This window comes from Rhodococcus sp. IEGM 1379 (assembly GCF_030056815.1).
Classification (GTDB): domain Bacteria; phylum Actinomycetota; class Actinomycetes; order Mycobacteriales; family Mycobacteriaceae; genus Rhodococcus_F.
This window is the reverse complement of sequence record NZ_JASHKR010000012.1, coordinates 84,961-99,546: the sequence shown is the minus strand read 5'-3', so window position 1 is coordinate 99,546 and position 14,586 is coordinate 84,961. Positions and strand designations below refer to the sequence as shown.

Here is a 14,586-nt window from a genome sequence, read left to right as displayed (position 1 = left end):
GTCAGACCGTATCCGTTTTCGACGAATCTCCTGCTGCTTTTTCTGCAGCCCGCGTGGCCTTTCGGCGGTCCGCCTTGACTGCGATGAGTGCATTGTTCAGCCCGGTAGCCAGCGGCCAGCCGACGTAGTGGCACAGGAAGATCGCGGCTTCTTCGACTTGTTGTTCATCGAGTTCTTCGTTGTGAAGAGCGGCGTTGATCTGAATCTTCGCTACATCGGATTGGCCTTGGGCGGTGATTGCGCCGAGGAGAAGTAATCGTCGATCACGCTGAGACAAGCCCGGTCTCGTCCAAATATCGGCAAACAAGTGATCGGCGGTGACTGCAAAAAATTCGCCCGGAACGTTGGCGGGCAACTCCCAGCCGTACACCTCGTTCATCTTTGTGACTCCGCGTGCGCGAGCCTCGGAGATAGCGCTGCCGTCATGGTCGGTCATGAATGCTCCTTTGCTTCGTGTTCTGCGTGCACGCCGCTTCCGACGCCCAGTCCGGGCCCGAGTCCGGTCAGGGCAAGGCTCGCGAGGGGTAGGTCGAGGTTCAGCCTCCCGCCCAGATCGAGTGCCAGGCTCAGATCCTTCTCTCCGAGATTACGAACATGCCCGAGGATCGAGAACCACGGATCGCTCTCGTCGAGCGTTGCCGTGCTTTTTCGCAGCATGATCGCTCCGGCGCCTCCGGTGATGGCGTCGGTGTGCCGGACCACCTTGCCCAGGGTGCGGATGTCGAGACCGGCAGCTTCGGCAAGCCGCGACGCTTCCATTGCTGCTGTGAAGGAAGCGAAGTGAAGTAGATTGCGCGCCAGTTTCATTCGTGTTCCGGCGCCGACCTCACCGGCGTGGACAATCAACTCTGCCCAACACTCGAACGGTTCACGTACTGTCGCGAACGCCTCCTCGGACCCGCCGATCATCACCGCCAATCTGCCTTGCTGGGCGCCACTCGCGCCGCCGCTGATCGGAGCATCGACCAACAACACACCATATTCGCTGCACGTCTGTGCCAAATCGACAGCAGTGGTGTCCGAGATCGTCGAGTGAATTGCGACGACAGTACCGGGACGGGCGGTAGTGAGAATGCCGTCGGGTCCGGCCACAACGTCACGTACCTGAGCGTCGTCGAGCACGGTAACCGAGATAACTGTCGTCTGTGCTGCGACCGCGGCGGGAGTTTCGGCTGCGGTCGCGCCTGCCGTGGTAAATGATTCGAGGGCTTCGGGCCGCGCATCACAGACCACCAGCCCCCCTGGCCAGTCGAGTAGTCGAGTTGCCATGGGCGCGCCCATGTTCCCCAGACCGATGTAGCCGAGTGCGGCCTTGCCTGATGTTTCGGTCATGATCGATACACCTGCCCGCCGTCGACATTGAAGATCTGGCCGGTGACCCAACCAGCCTCATCGGAGAGGAGGAACAGGCACATTCCGACCAAGTCTTCCGGTGTTCCCATGCGTTGCAGTGGGATTCGTTTGACCATGTCCTTGACAATGTTGCCCGGTGTAACGGTGCGCGTAGCTTCGGTGTCGATCGGGCCGGGGGCTATCGCGTTGATTCGGATCTTGGACCAGCCGAGTTCGGTCGCGAGTTGCTGGGTCAAGCTGTTGATCCCGGCCTTCGCCAACCCGTAGTAGTTCGAGTACAGCCATGCGGCAGTTGATGATTGGTTCACGATCGACCCGCCGTTGGCTCGCATGTGCGGGACCACGGCGCGGCAGACGTGCAATGCACCGTCCATGTTCACGCTCATGAACTTGCGGTAATAGTCCCAGTCCACGGTCAAGAGGGAGTCGATCTTCATGCCGCCGTAGATGGCGGCGTTGTTGACCAGGTGCTCGATGCTGCCGAACTTCTCGATCGTGAAGTCGGCGAGGGCTCGTGTCGACTCGCCGTCGGCGACATCGACGTCCTTGAACACCGCGCTGCCGCCATCGGTGGTGATCTGTTTGGCGACAGTTTCGCCGAGTTCGCGATTGAGGTCGGCGACAACCACATTGGCGCCTTCGGCGGCCAAGGCGCGGGCATACGCCTCGCCGATGCCCTGTGCCGCACCGGTGACGATTGCGGTGCGTCCCTTGAAACGTCCTGTGGGTTCTGTGCGTCCCATGTCAAACCTGCTTTCGTTGTGGTTGCAGTGAGGGGATCTCATGCAGTGTTGTGCTCAAGCAGGGGAGGCGACCAGCTTCGTTTCCAGGTACTCCTCGAATCCTGCGAGACCCATTTCGCGGCCGATACCCGATTGTTTGTACCCACCGAACGGCGCGTCGGCGGAGTACCACACACCGCCGTTGACACTCAATGTTCCGGTGCGTACTCCTGCCACGACGCGATCGAGGCGATCCGGATCGGTTCCCCATACTGACCCGGAGAGACCGTAGGGGGAGTCATTCGCGATTCGGATCGCGTCCTCATCGTCGTCGAACGGAATGACTACCAGCACCGGCCCGAAGATTTCTTCCCGCGCGACACGTGACGAGTTATCCAGTCCGGCAATCAGAGTGGGCTCGACAAAATAGCCGTGTGCTTGATTCTCCGGTCGGCCGCCGCCCGCGACCACGGTGCCGCCTTCTTCGAGTGCCAATTTCACGTAGCCCTCTACGCGCTCGCGTTGCCTCGCCGAAATAACTGGGCCACAGACGGTTCCGGCCGCAGATGGGTCTCCCGCGTGAATCCCGGCCATCGTTCGCGAGGCTGCAGCGAGGGCTTCCTCGTACCGACTGCGAGGGACCAGCAACCGGGTGCTCAGCGCGCAGCCTTGACCTGCATGAACACACACTGAGAAGGCGGCAACAGAGCAGGCAGTTCGAATATCGGCGTCGTCGAGCACGATGAACGCGGACTTGCCGCCCAGTTCGAGAAAGACTTTCTTGAGGGTGTTGGCTGCAGCAGCCATCACTGCTCGCCCTGTTGCTGTGGATCCGGTGAAGGAGATGAGGTCGACGCGCGGATCGGTGCACAGTTGTGCGCCGAGGGAATGGTCGGTGGACGTGACGATGTTGACCACACCAGCTGGAATGTCGGTTTCTTCGGCAATCACCTTGCCGACAAGTGCTGCGCACCACGGGGTATCCGGCGCGGGCTTGAGTACGACGGTATTGCCCGCGGCTAGGGCCGGCCCCAGCTTGGCGAAATTGATCTGGTGTGGGAAGTTCCACGGAGTAATTGCGCCGACGACCCCGACTGCTTCTTTGAGTAGACGTCGGTGGGTGGGTATTCCCATCGGCGACGCATTCCCCAGATCTTGTTCCCACGAATAGTTTTCGACGAGATCAGCCCAGTACCGCAGGTCCTCGATGGGCCCTTCGAGTTGCGGTCCGCTCGTCAGCATCAACGGAGCGCCCACCTCCGCGATGGTGATCTCACGAAGTTCCTCGATGTGCGACTGCAGAGCGTCACAGAGTTGGCGCAGGCAGTGGGCACGAAAGCTGTGGTCGCGCGACCACTCGGTGGTATCGAAAGCGTTGCGTGCGGCACCGACGGCCGCATTCATGTCGGTTGCGGTGGCTTCTGCCGCCAAACCGATGATCTCTTCGGTGGCGGGGTTCACGATCTTGAAGGTGCCTCCTGAACCGGGGAGGAGTTTTCCGTCGATGAGGAGTGCGGAACTGTCGGTCGGTCGAAGCGTCATACGCGAATTCTTCCCTTCGGTCTGCACGATCAGGCCTGGAGACTGGACATGCGTCTGGACTCTAGTTCACACAATGGTCCGAGGCAACGAGTTTCGCGCATATGCGATGTGGGTAAAGGGATTTAGACTTTTGGCATCGAGATGTCGAAAACGGCCTCGCATCGTTGATCTCGCCGTTACGGTTCTTCATCAGTTACCCGATCCGGCTCCGGTTGCGTGGATCCGGACGGTTTTCCATTCGTGTGTCGATCCGATTGCAGGAGTGAGTCGATGAACAGAGTTGCTGGAAAAGTTGTCCTCGTGACGGGCGCTGCCCGCGGGCAGGGGCGCAGTCATGCGGTGCGTGTGGCTCAGGAGGGCGCGGACGTTATCGCGTTCGATCTCTGCGCCGATATTGCGTCCAACGAGTATCCGTTGGCCACTCCGGCCGATCTGGACGAGACGGAGCGCCTGGTCAAAGAGACTGGTCAGCGCGTTTTTGCTGCGCGTGTGGATGTTCGTGATCGGGAGGGCGTGGAAACTGCGCTGGCCGAGGCGGTTGAAGCCCTCGGAGGCCTGCACGTCGTTGTGGCCAACGCCGGGATCTGCCCGTTGGGTAAGCACATTTCGACGGCCGGATTTGTCGACGCTTTCGACGTGAACTTCCTGGGTGTGGTCAACACCGTGCATGCCGCCCTGGAATACCTCGGCGAAGGTGGATCGATCATCGCAATTGGCTCGGTGGCAGGTTTGGTGCCGCAGACCGGATTCAACGGTCAGCAGGCGTTGCAAGGTCCGGGCGGCGACGGATACGGGTTGGCGAAGAAGATGATTGCGACCTACACCAGTTCGTTGGCATTGACGTTGGGGCCGAGTTCGATTCGAGTCAACGCCATCCATCCGACAAACGTGAATACCGACATGCTGCAGAGCATGCCGATGTACCGAACGTTCCGGCCTGATCTGGAGAATCCCACGGCAGAGGATGCCGCAGTAACCTTTCCGTTCATGCAGGCGATGCCGACGCCGTGGGTCGAGCCTGAGGATATTTCGCATGCGGTCGTGTATCTGTCCTCGGACGAGTCTCGGTTTGTCACCGGACAACAGTTGCGAGTGGATGCGGGCGCGGGGATGAAGATCGGTTTGTAAATTGCGAATTCATTGTCCTGGACAAGTCACTGTAGTAACGTCCAGACATGTGTCCAGGGATGCCTACGAATCCACGCGAAGACGCCTCAACGGCAAGCAGGCCGACACCGTCGCCAGGCTCACCGAAGCGGCGGTGGTGGTGCTTCGTGAGCATGAATTCGCAGGTCTGACGGTGCGCGCGGTTGCTGCGACAGCAGGGGTGGGCGCAGCTACGGCCTACACGTACTTCTCGTCGAAAGAGCACCTTGTCGCAGAAGTTTTTTGGCGAAAACTTCAGGCATCACCGAATCTGGAAGGGGTAGGCCCCGATCCGACAGCACGTGTGTTGTCGGTCTTGCGCAACATCGCACTACTGCTCGCGGACGAACCGCAGGTATCCGCAGCCGTGACCAACGCTCTCCTGGGAGCCGACCCGGAAGTGCAACTCCTTCGTGATCGGATCGGATTCGAAATCCATGGCCGTCTGGCTACGGCGATGGAACCCGGTGGAAGTCCCGAGGTGCTGGAAGCGATCGAAATGCTCTATGCCGGAGCGCTTTTGCGGGCCGGTATGGGATACGGCACGTACGCGCACATCGCCGGACGCCTGGAGGCTTCCGCACGACTGATTTTGGAGCATCCATGACCGAAGCCTTGATCGATCCGGTGATTTTCAACCCCTACGACTACGACTTTCATGATGACCCCTATCCGACATATCAGCGCTTGCGGGACGAATCTCCGATTTATCACAACAAAGATGTGGGATTCTGGGCGCTGTCACGACATTCGGATGTTCAGAGCGCATTCAAGGACAACAAACGACTCTCCAGCGCAAACGGAGTTTCTCTCGACCCGGCTGCTTACGGGCCACATGCTCACTATGTGATGTCCTTTCTTGCGATGGACGATCCGCGGCATATGCGGTTGAGGCAGTTGGTTTCTCGGGGATTCACGCCCCGTCGAGTCGCTGAGATGGACGGGCGAATCCTGGAACTCACGAGGCAACATCTGACGCCGGCGCTGGCCTCGGGTGAGTTCGATTGGATCTCCGAGGTGGCCGGGAAGCTTCCGATGGACGTGATCTCCGAATTGATGGGTGTCCCCGAACCGGACCGCGCCGAGTTGCGCCGGAAAGCGGACCTTGTGGTGCACCGTGAAGACGGTGTCCTCGATGTTCCGCCTGCCGCAGTCGAGGCCTCGATCAGTCTCATGGGCTACTACAAGGACATGATCGCGGAGCGTCGTCGCTCGCGCACCGATGATCTGACGTCGGCACTACTCGACGCCGAGATCGATGGAGACAAACTCTCTGATCAGGAGATTCTCGGCTTCATGTTCCTGATGGTCGTGGCGGGCAACGAAACTACCACCAAGTTGCTCGGGAACGCCCTGTACTGGGGTTCGCACAATCGCGATCAACTATCGCCCGTATTCGACGATCCTGACCGCGCCTCCGAATGGGTGGACGAGACACTGCGCTACGACACGTCGAGTCAGATTGTTGCGCGTACTACCGTCGTCGATCTCGAATATTACGGCCGATGCGTTCCGGCGGGGGAGAAGATGCTGCTCCTGATCGGTTCTGCGAACCGCGATTCTGATGTGTTCGAGGACGCGGACGAGTTTCGGCTAGGTCGAGGCGCGTCCAACAAACTGGCGAGTTTCGGCGCCGGCGTTCACTTTTGCCTCGGCGCGCACCTCGCGAAGTTGGAAGCGAAGATTGCCCTCGCTGAATTTGCCCGTCAGGTAAGCGATTACGAAGTCGACGAGTCCGGAATCGAACGAGTTCATTCAACCAATGTGCGGGGCTTCGCAGCCCTCCCGGTGAAAGTGCAGGTGCGCTGATGCCCCGTTTCGAACCCAATCCGACAAGGCGGCCCGCGCTGATCAGCGGTGCTTCGTCCGGAATCGGCACTGCGGCGGCGTACTCCCTTGCCGAACTCGGTCATCCTGTTGCACTCGGCGCCCGCCGAGTAGCTGAGTGCGAGGCCATCGCCGAGAAGATCCGCAGCAATGGCGGTGAGGCCTTCGCACATTTTCTCGATGTCACGGATGGTGCGTCGGTAGACGGTTTTGTCACTGCTGCCGAGAGCGCTTTGGGTCCGACCGAAATTGTTGTCTCCGGTGCCGGTGATCTCGAATTCGGTGCCGCCGACGAGATGGATCCCGAGCGCTTCCTGCGTCAGATCGAGGTTCATCTGGTCGGTGCTCAGCGCCTAGCTCACCGCGTGCTGCCTGGGATGAGAGGGCGACAGCGTGGCGACTTCGTGCTCATCGGTTCCGACTGCGCCGACCGACAGCGGCCACTCATGGGTGCCTACGACGCGGCCAAGGCCGGCCTCGAAGCGATGGGCCGTCAGATGCGAATGGAACTGGAGGGAACCGGTATTCGCGCCTCGATCGTGAGGCCGGGGCCGACGTTGACGGGAATGGGTATGGATACGACGCCGGAAATCATCGGTCCGGTTGGTGAATCGTGGGCCAAGTGGGGCTTCGCTCGTCACGGTTACATGCTGCGGCCTTCCGACATTGCAAACGCGATTGTTGCAGTCGTGACAGCACCCCGCGGTGCTCACATCGTTTTGGTGGAAGTTCAACCCGAGGCGCCGCTCAATCCAGTTCCCACTCACACTTCGCAGGAGACAACATGACATACGGAGTACAGGAGAACCCGCAAACTCTGCCCGCGCCGCCGCGCGTATCCGGGGGCGAATTCGAACACGGGCACCTCGAAGAACTCCGAACCGATCCGATCGCCCTCATGCGTCGGGTGCGCGAAGAGTGTGGCGATGTCGGCGTATTTCAACTTGCGGACCGCACCGTCATCCTGCTCTCGGGAGCCGAAGCAAACGAGTTCTTCTTCCGCTCCAGCGACGAGGATCTCGACCAGCAGGCGGCGTACCCGTTCATGAAACCGATCTTCGGTGAGGGCGTGGTCTTCGACGCGAGTCCTGAGCGTCGTAAGGAAATGCTGCACAACTCTGCACTGCGGGGTGAACAGATGAAAGGTCATGCGGCAACTATCGGCCGGGAGGTCGAAGCGATGGTCGCGCAGTGGGGCGACGAGGGCGAGATCGACCTTCTCGACTTCTTCGCCGAGTTGACCATCTATACGTCGTCGGCGTGCTTGATCGGGAAAAAGTTTCGGGATGAACTCGACGATCGTTTCGCCCAGCTGTACCACGAGCTCGAACAAGGCACCGATGCACTGGCTTTCGTCGATCCCTATGCGCCGATCGAGAGCTTCCGGCGCCGCGACGAAGCGCGCTTGGAGTTGGTCGCGCTGGTGCAGGACATCATGAACGGGCGCGTGGCGAATCCGCCGCACGGCAAGGAAGACCGCGACATGCTCGACGTGCTGGTCTCCGTCAAGGACGAGAACGGCGAACTCCGATTCAGCGCCGACGAAATCACCGGCATCTTCATCTCGATGATGTTCGCCGGCCATCACACCACCTCCGGTACCGCTGCGTGGTCGCTGATCGAACTCCTCCGTCATCCGGGCACCATGTCGGACGTCGTCGAAGAACTTGATCGCCTGTACTCAGATGGAGCAGACATCAGTTTTCATGCGCTGCGCCAGATCCCCGTCCTCGAAGCCGTGGTCAAGGAGACACTGCGATTGCATCCGCCGCTGATCATCTTGTTGCGGGTGGCTCGTGGCGACTTCGAGGTCGGAGGGTTCGAGATCCGTGAAGGCGATCTGGTGGCTGCTACTCCGGCGATCTCCAATCGCATTCCCGAGGACTTCCCCAATCCCGACGAATTCGATCCCGGTCGGTACATCGATCCGAATCAGGAAGACATCGTCAACCGGTGGACCTGGATTCCCTTCGGAGCCGGCCGTCATCGGTGCGTCGGCGCGGCCTTCGCGCAGATGCAACTCAAGGCAATTTTCTCGATTCTGTTGCGTGACTTCGAGTTCGAGATGGCGCAACCGTCGGAAAGTTACCGAAACGATCACAGCAAGATGGTTGTCCAATTGCAGCAGCCCTGTTCGGTGAAGTACCGGCGACGAGTTGCTGCGGGTAGCGAGGGGTGAATCGTGCGTATCGAAGTCGACCTGGACCTGTGTCAGGGGCATGCCTCTTGCGAATTGGAGGCACCTGACGTCTTCGAGGTCCCGAAACGGGGGAAGGTCAAGGTTCTTGACGAGTCGCCGCAGCAGGACCAACGACGTGAGGTGGAGTTGGCCGTTCGTTACTGCCCGACAGGGGCCCTGAAGCTCATCGACGACTGATGCACCAGTGCAGTTTCTTAACTCGAGGGAGGAAGTTCACATGACCGGATTCGACCGCGCCGAGCTCGACGAGATGGTGCAACGCTGGATTGACGAGAACAAGAAGGCCGAGGCCGCCGGTGATTGGAAGCCGTTGGCGGACATGTACACCGAGGACGCTACGTACGGCTGGAACTACGGGCCGAAGCAGGATTTCATGGCAGTGGGTCGCGAAGAGATACGCACGGTTGCACTCGGCCTCGAGATGAACGGCCTCGAAGGCTGGCAGTACCCGTACCAGGATTTTGTGGTCGACGAACGTAGCGGCAATGTCATCGGGTTGTGGAAGCAGATCTCCGACGCCAAGCGCTCGGACGGTAGTAATTACTCCGTCTACGGAATCGGTGGGAGCTGGTTCCAGTACGGGGGTGACTTCCAATGGTCGTGGCAGCGTGACTTCTTCGACTTCGGAAATGTCTCGGCGCTGTTCATGGAAATGATTCAGAACAACGCACTGTCGAAGGGAATGCAGTCGCGGATTCAGCGGTCGATCTCCGGTGAGCCGCTCCCCGGTTGGTACCGGGTCGGAACCACCCCGGTTCCGCTGTGGTGAGTCCGGTGACCGTGCCTGGTTCGTTCGAGACACTCTCTCGTGCGGATCTTGCGGTTCTGGTGCCGGAGTTGTTGCTCTGTGGCCAGCTCATCGATCGATCCGGGATGGCGCACCTGATCATGGAATTCGGCCGCGAGGGTATGGCCGAGGTCGCGATCGAAGAATGGGAATCGGCCAGTCCCTGGTACACCCGGCGCATGCAGAAGGCATTGCGGTACGAGGGCGATGACGTCGTCACCATCTTCAAAGGCCTGCAACTCGATATCGGTGCCCCGCCCCAGTTCATGGACTTTCGTTACCGGGTGGACGATCCACAACACGGTGAGTTCTGGCTTGATCATTGCGGCGCACTCATGGACGTCGAACCTCTCGGTGACGAATTTGTCACCACGATGTGTCATGACATCGAAGACCCGACGTTTGATGCAACTGCGATAGCGACCAACCCGTACGCACAGATTCGTCCGATTCATCGGCCCCCACGTCGACCCGCGGACCAGCATCCACACTGCGCGTGGACCGTGATCATCGACCCGTCCCACGTTCCACCCGTCATGACTCACCACACCGAACAGATCGGGTGCACCGCTGCCGCGTCGACAGAATTGAGTCCGATCGACGACGGGGACGAAGGAGCGAGCGATTACGCGGGATCGTTGCTGTCGGATCTGAGATTCTCCGATTTTTCGCGCTCGGCGCTGGTCCGTATAGCGCAGGAAGTGTCGCTGCAACATCACCTGCTGGCGCTCGGATTCCTGCTGGCGGTACGCAAGCGCACCAGCGAGGACAAGGCGCGGGAGATCACTCTCAAACAGCTCACAGGAATCGCGGGTGTCGCAGCGCAGCGCATCCGAGACGCACTGGGATTACCGTCGGATCTGGAAGGCCTTTCGGCGGTTTTGGCTCTCCACCCGTTACTGAACCCGAAGCAATACGTCACCAGTGAAATCCACTGGGACGGAGAAAATCTCGAACTGTGGATTTCGCGAGCAGGTCGCGTCGACGAGGATGGTGGTTGGCCCACTTTGATCGACGCCGACCATCTTGAACCGCTCCAAGCGTTGGTGCGCGGAGTGAACCCCCATTTCACCGTTCGGGTAAATTCCGACACCCCAGCGGGCCTTCACATCGCGGTTGATATCGCCGAGGATCCGGCTCCGGAATGTGTTGAGGTCGCCATCACGAAGGTGAGTAGCGGCGCAGGATTTGCTTTCCAAGATCGTGGAATTCCATTGCCTCTCTTCGTAGTCTGAGCGGCCGAAACTGAAGGATCGTGCATGGCCTACACCTTTGCAGACCTGTTCGAGCACTCTGTCGACGCGATGCCTGATCGGCTGGCGTTGATCGTTTCGGGGGAGGAGGTGACCTACCGTGAGCTCGACGAGCAGGCCAATCGATTGGCGCACCATTTCGCATCGGTGGGTTTGGGTACCGGTGCCCACATCGGCATTCACATGCACAACTCGATCGAGACCATGGTCGCGATCCTGGCATCGTTCAAGATGCGCGCTGTTCCGATCACCGTGAATTACAGGTACACCCCAGATGAATTGGTGTACGTCTACGACAACGCGGATCTTGATGCGCTGGTGTTCCATCGCGGATTCGCCGACCGGGTGGCCGAGGCCGTGGTGTCGACGCCACGAGTAAAACACCTGCTGGAAGTGCCGGACGAACTTGCTACGACGAGGGAATCACCGGTAGCCGGTGCGGCGGAGTACGAGACTGCGCTGGCCGCTCAATCTCCCCACCGGACCGGCGAGCACGCGTTCGCCGAGCGTAGCGGGGACGATGTGTACATCCTCTACACCGGCGGGACTACCGGGCGACCGAAGGGTGTCGTCTGGCGCCAGGAGGACATCTGGCGAGTTCTGGCCGGCGGCTACGACTTCTACTCCGGTGAGCCGATCACCGACGAGTTCCAACAATCACGCGGCGGCGCGGCAGCGGCCGAACCGATGCGGTGGTGCATGTTGCCGCCGCTGATCCATACGTCGGCGTTGATGCCGACGTTCAACGCACTGTTTTCCGGTAATACCGTGATCTTCGAACCACGATTCGACGCGTCACACGTCTGGCAGGTGGTCGAAGAGTATCGACCGCAGGTCATGGTCATTACAGGCGACGCGATGGGGCGACCTCTGGTGGAGGCGCATCGTGAGCTGACACCCGATTCCTCGAGTTTGGCGGTGCTCGCATCTGGCGCGGCACTGTTCTCGGGATCGGTGAAGGATGCGTTCTTCGATGTCTTCCCGAACCTGATGATCTCCGATTCGGTCGGCTCCTCCGAAACAGGTTTCGGCGGTATCGGTTTCGCGACGAAGGGCCTGGAACAACGCGGTGGGCCCAAGGTGGGCGCCAACCGGTTCACCGTTGTGGTCGACGACGACAATCGGATACTGGCCCCCGGTTCCGGCGCGGAGGGGTGGCTGGCGAAACTCGGCAACGTGCCGCTCGGGTACTACAACGATCCGGTGAAGTCGGCCGAAATCTTCCGAGTTGTCGACGGCGGACGCGCTGTGGTGACCGGAGATCGTGCGCGGATCGAGGACGACGGGTCGGTCACGCTCCTCGGACGCGGGAACATGGTGGTCAACACCGGCGGTGAGAAGGTGTTCGTGGAAGAGGTCGAGGCCGTCGTCAAAGCGCATCCGGATGTGTACGACGCCACCGTGATCGGGGTCCCGGACGAGCGTTGGGGCAACCGAGTTGCTGCTGTGGTGCGTATGCGCGAGGGTGTCGAAGCGGATTTCGAATCCATCGAGAAGCACACCAGAAGCCACCTCGCGGGATACAAGATTCCGCGAGTGTTCTGGACCGCGACGGAGGTTGTACGCGCACCGAGCGGAAAGCCCGATTACCGATGGGCGAAGGAGTACTCGCAGAGTCAGCAGTCGGCTTACCGGATCGATTAGTTCACCGCGGCGCGTGCGGCGCCCCACATCGAGGAGCACACCACCATGCCTGATCTCGACCTTCCCGACGGTTTCGACGTCACAGATCCGCAGATGTACCGCGAACGAGTTCCCCTTGCCGAGTTTGCCGAACTGCGTCGCTGCGCACCGGTGTGGTGGAACGCGCAGGAACCGGGTACGGGCGGATTCCATGACGGTGGCGCGTGGGTGGTGTCGCGGCATGCGGACGTGCGTGATGTGTCGTTGCGTTCGGAAGAGTTCTCCAACAACCGCAATGGGTGCATTGCGCGCCATGAGGACAATATCTCTGCCGACGAGATGGAGGTGACGAAGCACGTCCTGATCAACAAGGACGCGCCGGAGCACACGCAGTTACGCAAGCTTGTCGCGCGATTGTTCACACCCAGGTCGGTGGAAGCTATGCGGGCCGGACTCGCAGATCGAGCCGAGCAGATAGCAAAGACGGCGGTTGCGGCAGGCAACGGTGACTTTGTCCAGCAAGTGGCCAGTGAGTTACCGATGCAGGCGATCTCGGATCTGATCGGGGTGCCGCAGGATGCTCGTCGGCAGCTTTACGAATGGTCGAACCAGATGACGGGGTACGACGACCCGTCGATGGCCGGTGCATCCAGGATGGCCTCGGCACAGATCCTCGGCTACGCCTATCAGCTTGCCGAGGCACGTCGGGACGAACCCCTCGACGACATCATCACCCGGTTGGTCAACGCAGATGTGGACGGTGAGGCACTCACACCCGAGCAGTTCGGATTCTTTGTCATAATGCTGGCGGTGGCGGGAAACGAAACCACACGCAATGCAACAACACTCGGGATGCTGGCGTTTCTCGAGCATCCTGAGCAATGGGAACGCTACAAGCGTGAACGACCCCGTACTGCGGCAGACGAGATCATTCGGTGGGCGTCGCCGTTGACCTCGTTTCAACGGACGGCAGTGGTGGACACCGAGATTGCCGGAACTCAGATCAAGAAGGGGCAGCGTGTGATCCTTCTCTACGGATCCGCCAACTTCGACGAGGATGCATTCGAGAATCCGGAAGTCTTCGACATCATGCGGGATCCGAACCCGCACCTCGCGTTCGGCGGAACGGGACCGCACTACTGCGTCGGAGCCAACCTGGCGCGGATGGAAATCGATCTGATCTTCGACAAGATCGCCGATCATATGCCGGACATCAGCAAGATCGGCGACCCGAGCAGGTTGGCTTCGGGCTGGATCAACGGAGTCAAAGAATTCAAGGTGGACTACGGCGTAAATGAGTCGTCTGCCGACGAAGGGGGCAACAGTTCCTCATGCCCGGTGGAGCACTGAGCATGTCCGCCGGGAAGGTGTCCCTGGCTGGACCCCTGCGTGAACTCGGCCAGTTCTACCGGATGGGCGCCGACGTAGCAGTTGGCCTGGTGCGTAACCGCTTTCAGGTGCAGGAGTTTCTCGAGCAGAGTTGGATGATCGCCCGCGTCTCGATTGTGCCGACGGTTCTGGTGGCTGTGCCGTTCACGGTTCTGGTGAGCTTCACCCTCAACATTCTGCTGCGGGAGATCGGCGCGGCAGACCTCAGTGGTGCCGGCGCTGCCCTGGGGGCTGTGACGCAGGTCGGCCCGGTTGTGACCGTGCTGATCGTGGCCGGCGCCGGGGCAACCGCGATTGCCGCCGACCTCGGTTCTCGGACTATCCGCGAGGAGATCGATGCCATGGAAGTCCTCGGCATCGACCCGGTTAATCGTCTGGTTATCCCTCGCGTTGTCGCGTCGACGGTTGTTGCCCTGCTGCTCAACGGACTCGTGTGCGTCATCGGAATCTCGGGTGGCTACGTGTTCTCGGTATTCCTGCAGGGCGTGAACCCGGGTGCGTTTGTCGACGGAATTACGTTGCTCACCGGTCTTCCCGAGGTCGCGTTGTCGATGGTGAAGGCCGCATTGTTCGGCATGCTCGCCGGACTCGTTGCGTGTTATCGGGGACTGTCGGTCCGCGGCGGACCCAAAGGCGTCGGTGAGGCCGTCAACGAGACGGTGGTCTATTCGTTCATGGCACTGTTCGTGGTCAATACCATCGTGACTGCGGTGGGCATCCGGTTGACGGCGGGGTGAGCCGAGA

The 14,586-nt window shown here is 60.4% G+C and carries 15 protein-coding genes; 11 read left to right on the top strand and 4 right to left on the bottom strand.

The genetic code is table 11. From position 1 onward, the window contains the following. Position 1: 1 nt before the first annotated feature. The 4 genes from QM600_RS09930 to QM600_RS09915 are packed head-to-tail and all read right to left on the bottom strand — an operon-like array spanning position 2 to position 3,617. Positions 2-436 (bottom strand): carboxymuconolactone decarboxylase family protein, encoded by a 435-nt coding sequence (locus tag QM600_RS09930; protein WP_283261294.1) that lies wholly within the window; start codon positions 434-436, stop codon positions 2-4. Then, a complete protein-coding gene (locus QM600_RS09925) occupies positions 433-1,332 on the bottom strand; it encodes an NAD(P)-dependent oxidoreductase (protein WP_283261293.1) in 900 nt (299 codons plus the stop codon). Before QM600_RS09925 ends, QM600_RS09930 begins: the two co-directional genes overlap by 4 nt. Further along, positions 1,329-2,096 carry an SDR family oxidoreductase gene (locus QM600_RS09920; protein ID WP_283261292.1) on the bottom strand — a complete coding sequence of 256 codons (768 nt, stop codon included), beginning with the start codon at positions 2,094-2,096 and terminating at the stop codon, positions 1,329-1,331. The genes QM600_RS09925 and QM600_RS09920 overlap by 4 nt, the downstream gene beginning before the upstream one ends. A 54-nt stretch (positions 2,097-2,150) precedes the next feature. After that, positions 2,151-3,617, bottom strand: coding sequence for an aldehyde dehydrogenase (locus QM600_RS09915; RefSeq protein WP_283261291.1), 1,467 nt, complete (start codon positions 3,615-3,617; stop codon positions 2,151-2,153). A gap of 270 nt (positions 3,618-3,887) precedes the next feature. Here QM600_RS09915 and QM600_RS09910 point away from each other — a divergent pair, with 270 nt between their 5' ends. From QM600_RS09910 to QM600_RS09860, 11 genes are read left to right on the top strand one after another with little or no spacing between them, the layout of a single operon-like run. Then, entirely contained in the window at positions 3,888-4,745 is an 858-nt protein-coding gene (locus tag QM600_RS09910) for a mycofactocin-coupled SDR family oxidoreductase (RefSeq protein WP_283261290.1), read from the top strand. A 49-nt stretch (positions 4,746-4,794) separates the two neighbouring features. After that, positions 4,795-5,370 carry a TetR/AcrR family transcriptional regulator gene (locus QM600_RS09905; protein WP_283261289.1) on the top strand — a complete coding sequence of 192 codons (576 nt, stop codon included), beginning with the start codon at positions 4,795-4,797 and terminating at the stop codon, positions 5,368-5,370. Further along, a complete protein-coding gene (locus QM600_RS09900) occupies positions 5,367-6,572 on the top strand; it encodes a cytochrome P450 (protein ID WP_283261288.1) in 1,206 nt (401 codons plus the stop codon). The genes QM600_RS09905 and QM600_RS09900 overlap by 4 nt, the downstream gene beginning before the upstream one ends. Beyond that, positions 6,572-7,378, top strand: coding sequence for an SDR family oxidoreductase (locus QM600_RS09895; protein WP_283261287.1), 807 nt, complete (start codon positions 6,572-6,574; stop codon positions 7,376-7,378). The genes QM600_RS09900 and QM600_RS09895 overlap by 1 nt, the downstream gene beginning before the upstream one ends. Next, positions 7,375-8,769: a lanosterol 14-alpha demethylase gene (cyp51, locus tag QM600_RS09890; protein WP_283261286.1), complete on the top strand. Its 1,395-nt coding sequence runs from the start codon at positions 7,375-7,377 to the stop codon at positions 8,767-8,769. Before QM600_RS09895 ends, cyp51 begins: the two co-directional genes overlap by 4 nt. 3 nt (positions 8,770-8,772) lie before the next feature. Next, complete coding sequence (locus QM600_RS09885) at positions 8,773-8,967, top strand: ferredoxin (RefSeq protein WP_283261285.1); 195 nt, start codon at positions 8,773-8,775, stop codon at positions 8,965-8,967. 40 nt (positions 8,968-9,007) lie between these two features. Beyond that, positions 9,008-9,559, top strand: coding sequence for a Cif family virulence factor (locus QM600_RS09880; protein WP_283261284.1), 552 nt, complete (start codon positions 9,008-9,010; stop codon positions 9,557-9,559). Positions 9,560-9,564: 5 nt separating this feature from the next. Then, entirely contained in the window at positions 9,565-10,812 is a 1,248-nt protein-coding gene (locus QM600_RS09875) for a hypothetical protein (protein WP_502942924.1), read from the top strand. Positions 10,813-10,836: 24 nt separating this feature from the next. Beyond that, the gene (locus QM600_RS09870; RefSeq protein ID WP_283261282.1) at positions 10,837-12,474 is read left to right on the top strand and encodes an acyl-CoA synthetase; all 1,638 of its coding nucleotides are present in this window, start codon (positions 10,837-10,839) and stop codon (positions 12,472-12,474) included. A 45-nt stretch (positions 12,475-12,519) separates the two neighbouring features. Continuing rightward, positions 12,520-13,803 carry a cytochrome P450 gene (locus QM600_RS09865; RefSeq protein ID WP_283261281.1) on the top strand — a complete coding sequence of 428 codons (1,284 nt, stop codon included), beginning with the start codon at positions 12,520-12,522 and terminating at the stop codon, positions 13,801-13,803. 2 nt (positions 13,804-13,805) lie between these two features. Further along, complete coding sequence (locus tag QM600_RS09860) at positions 13,806-14,579, top strand: MlaE family ABC transporter permease (RefSeq protein ID WP_283261280.1); 774 nt, start codon at positions 13,806-13,808, stop codon at positions 14,577-14,579. The last annotated feature ends 7 nt before the right edge of the window (positions 14,580-14,586 follow it).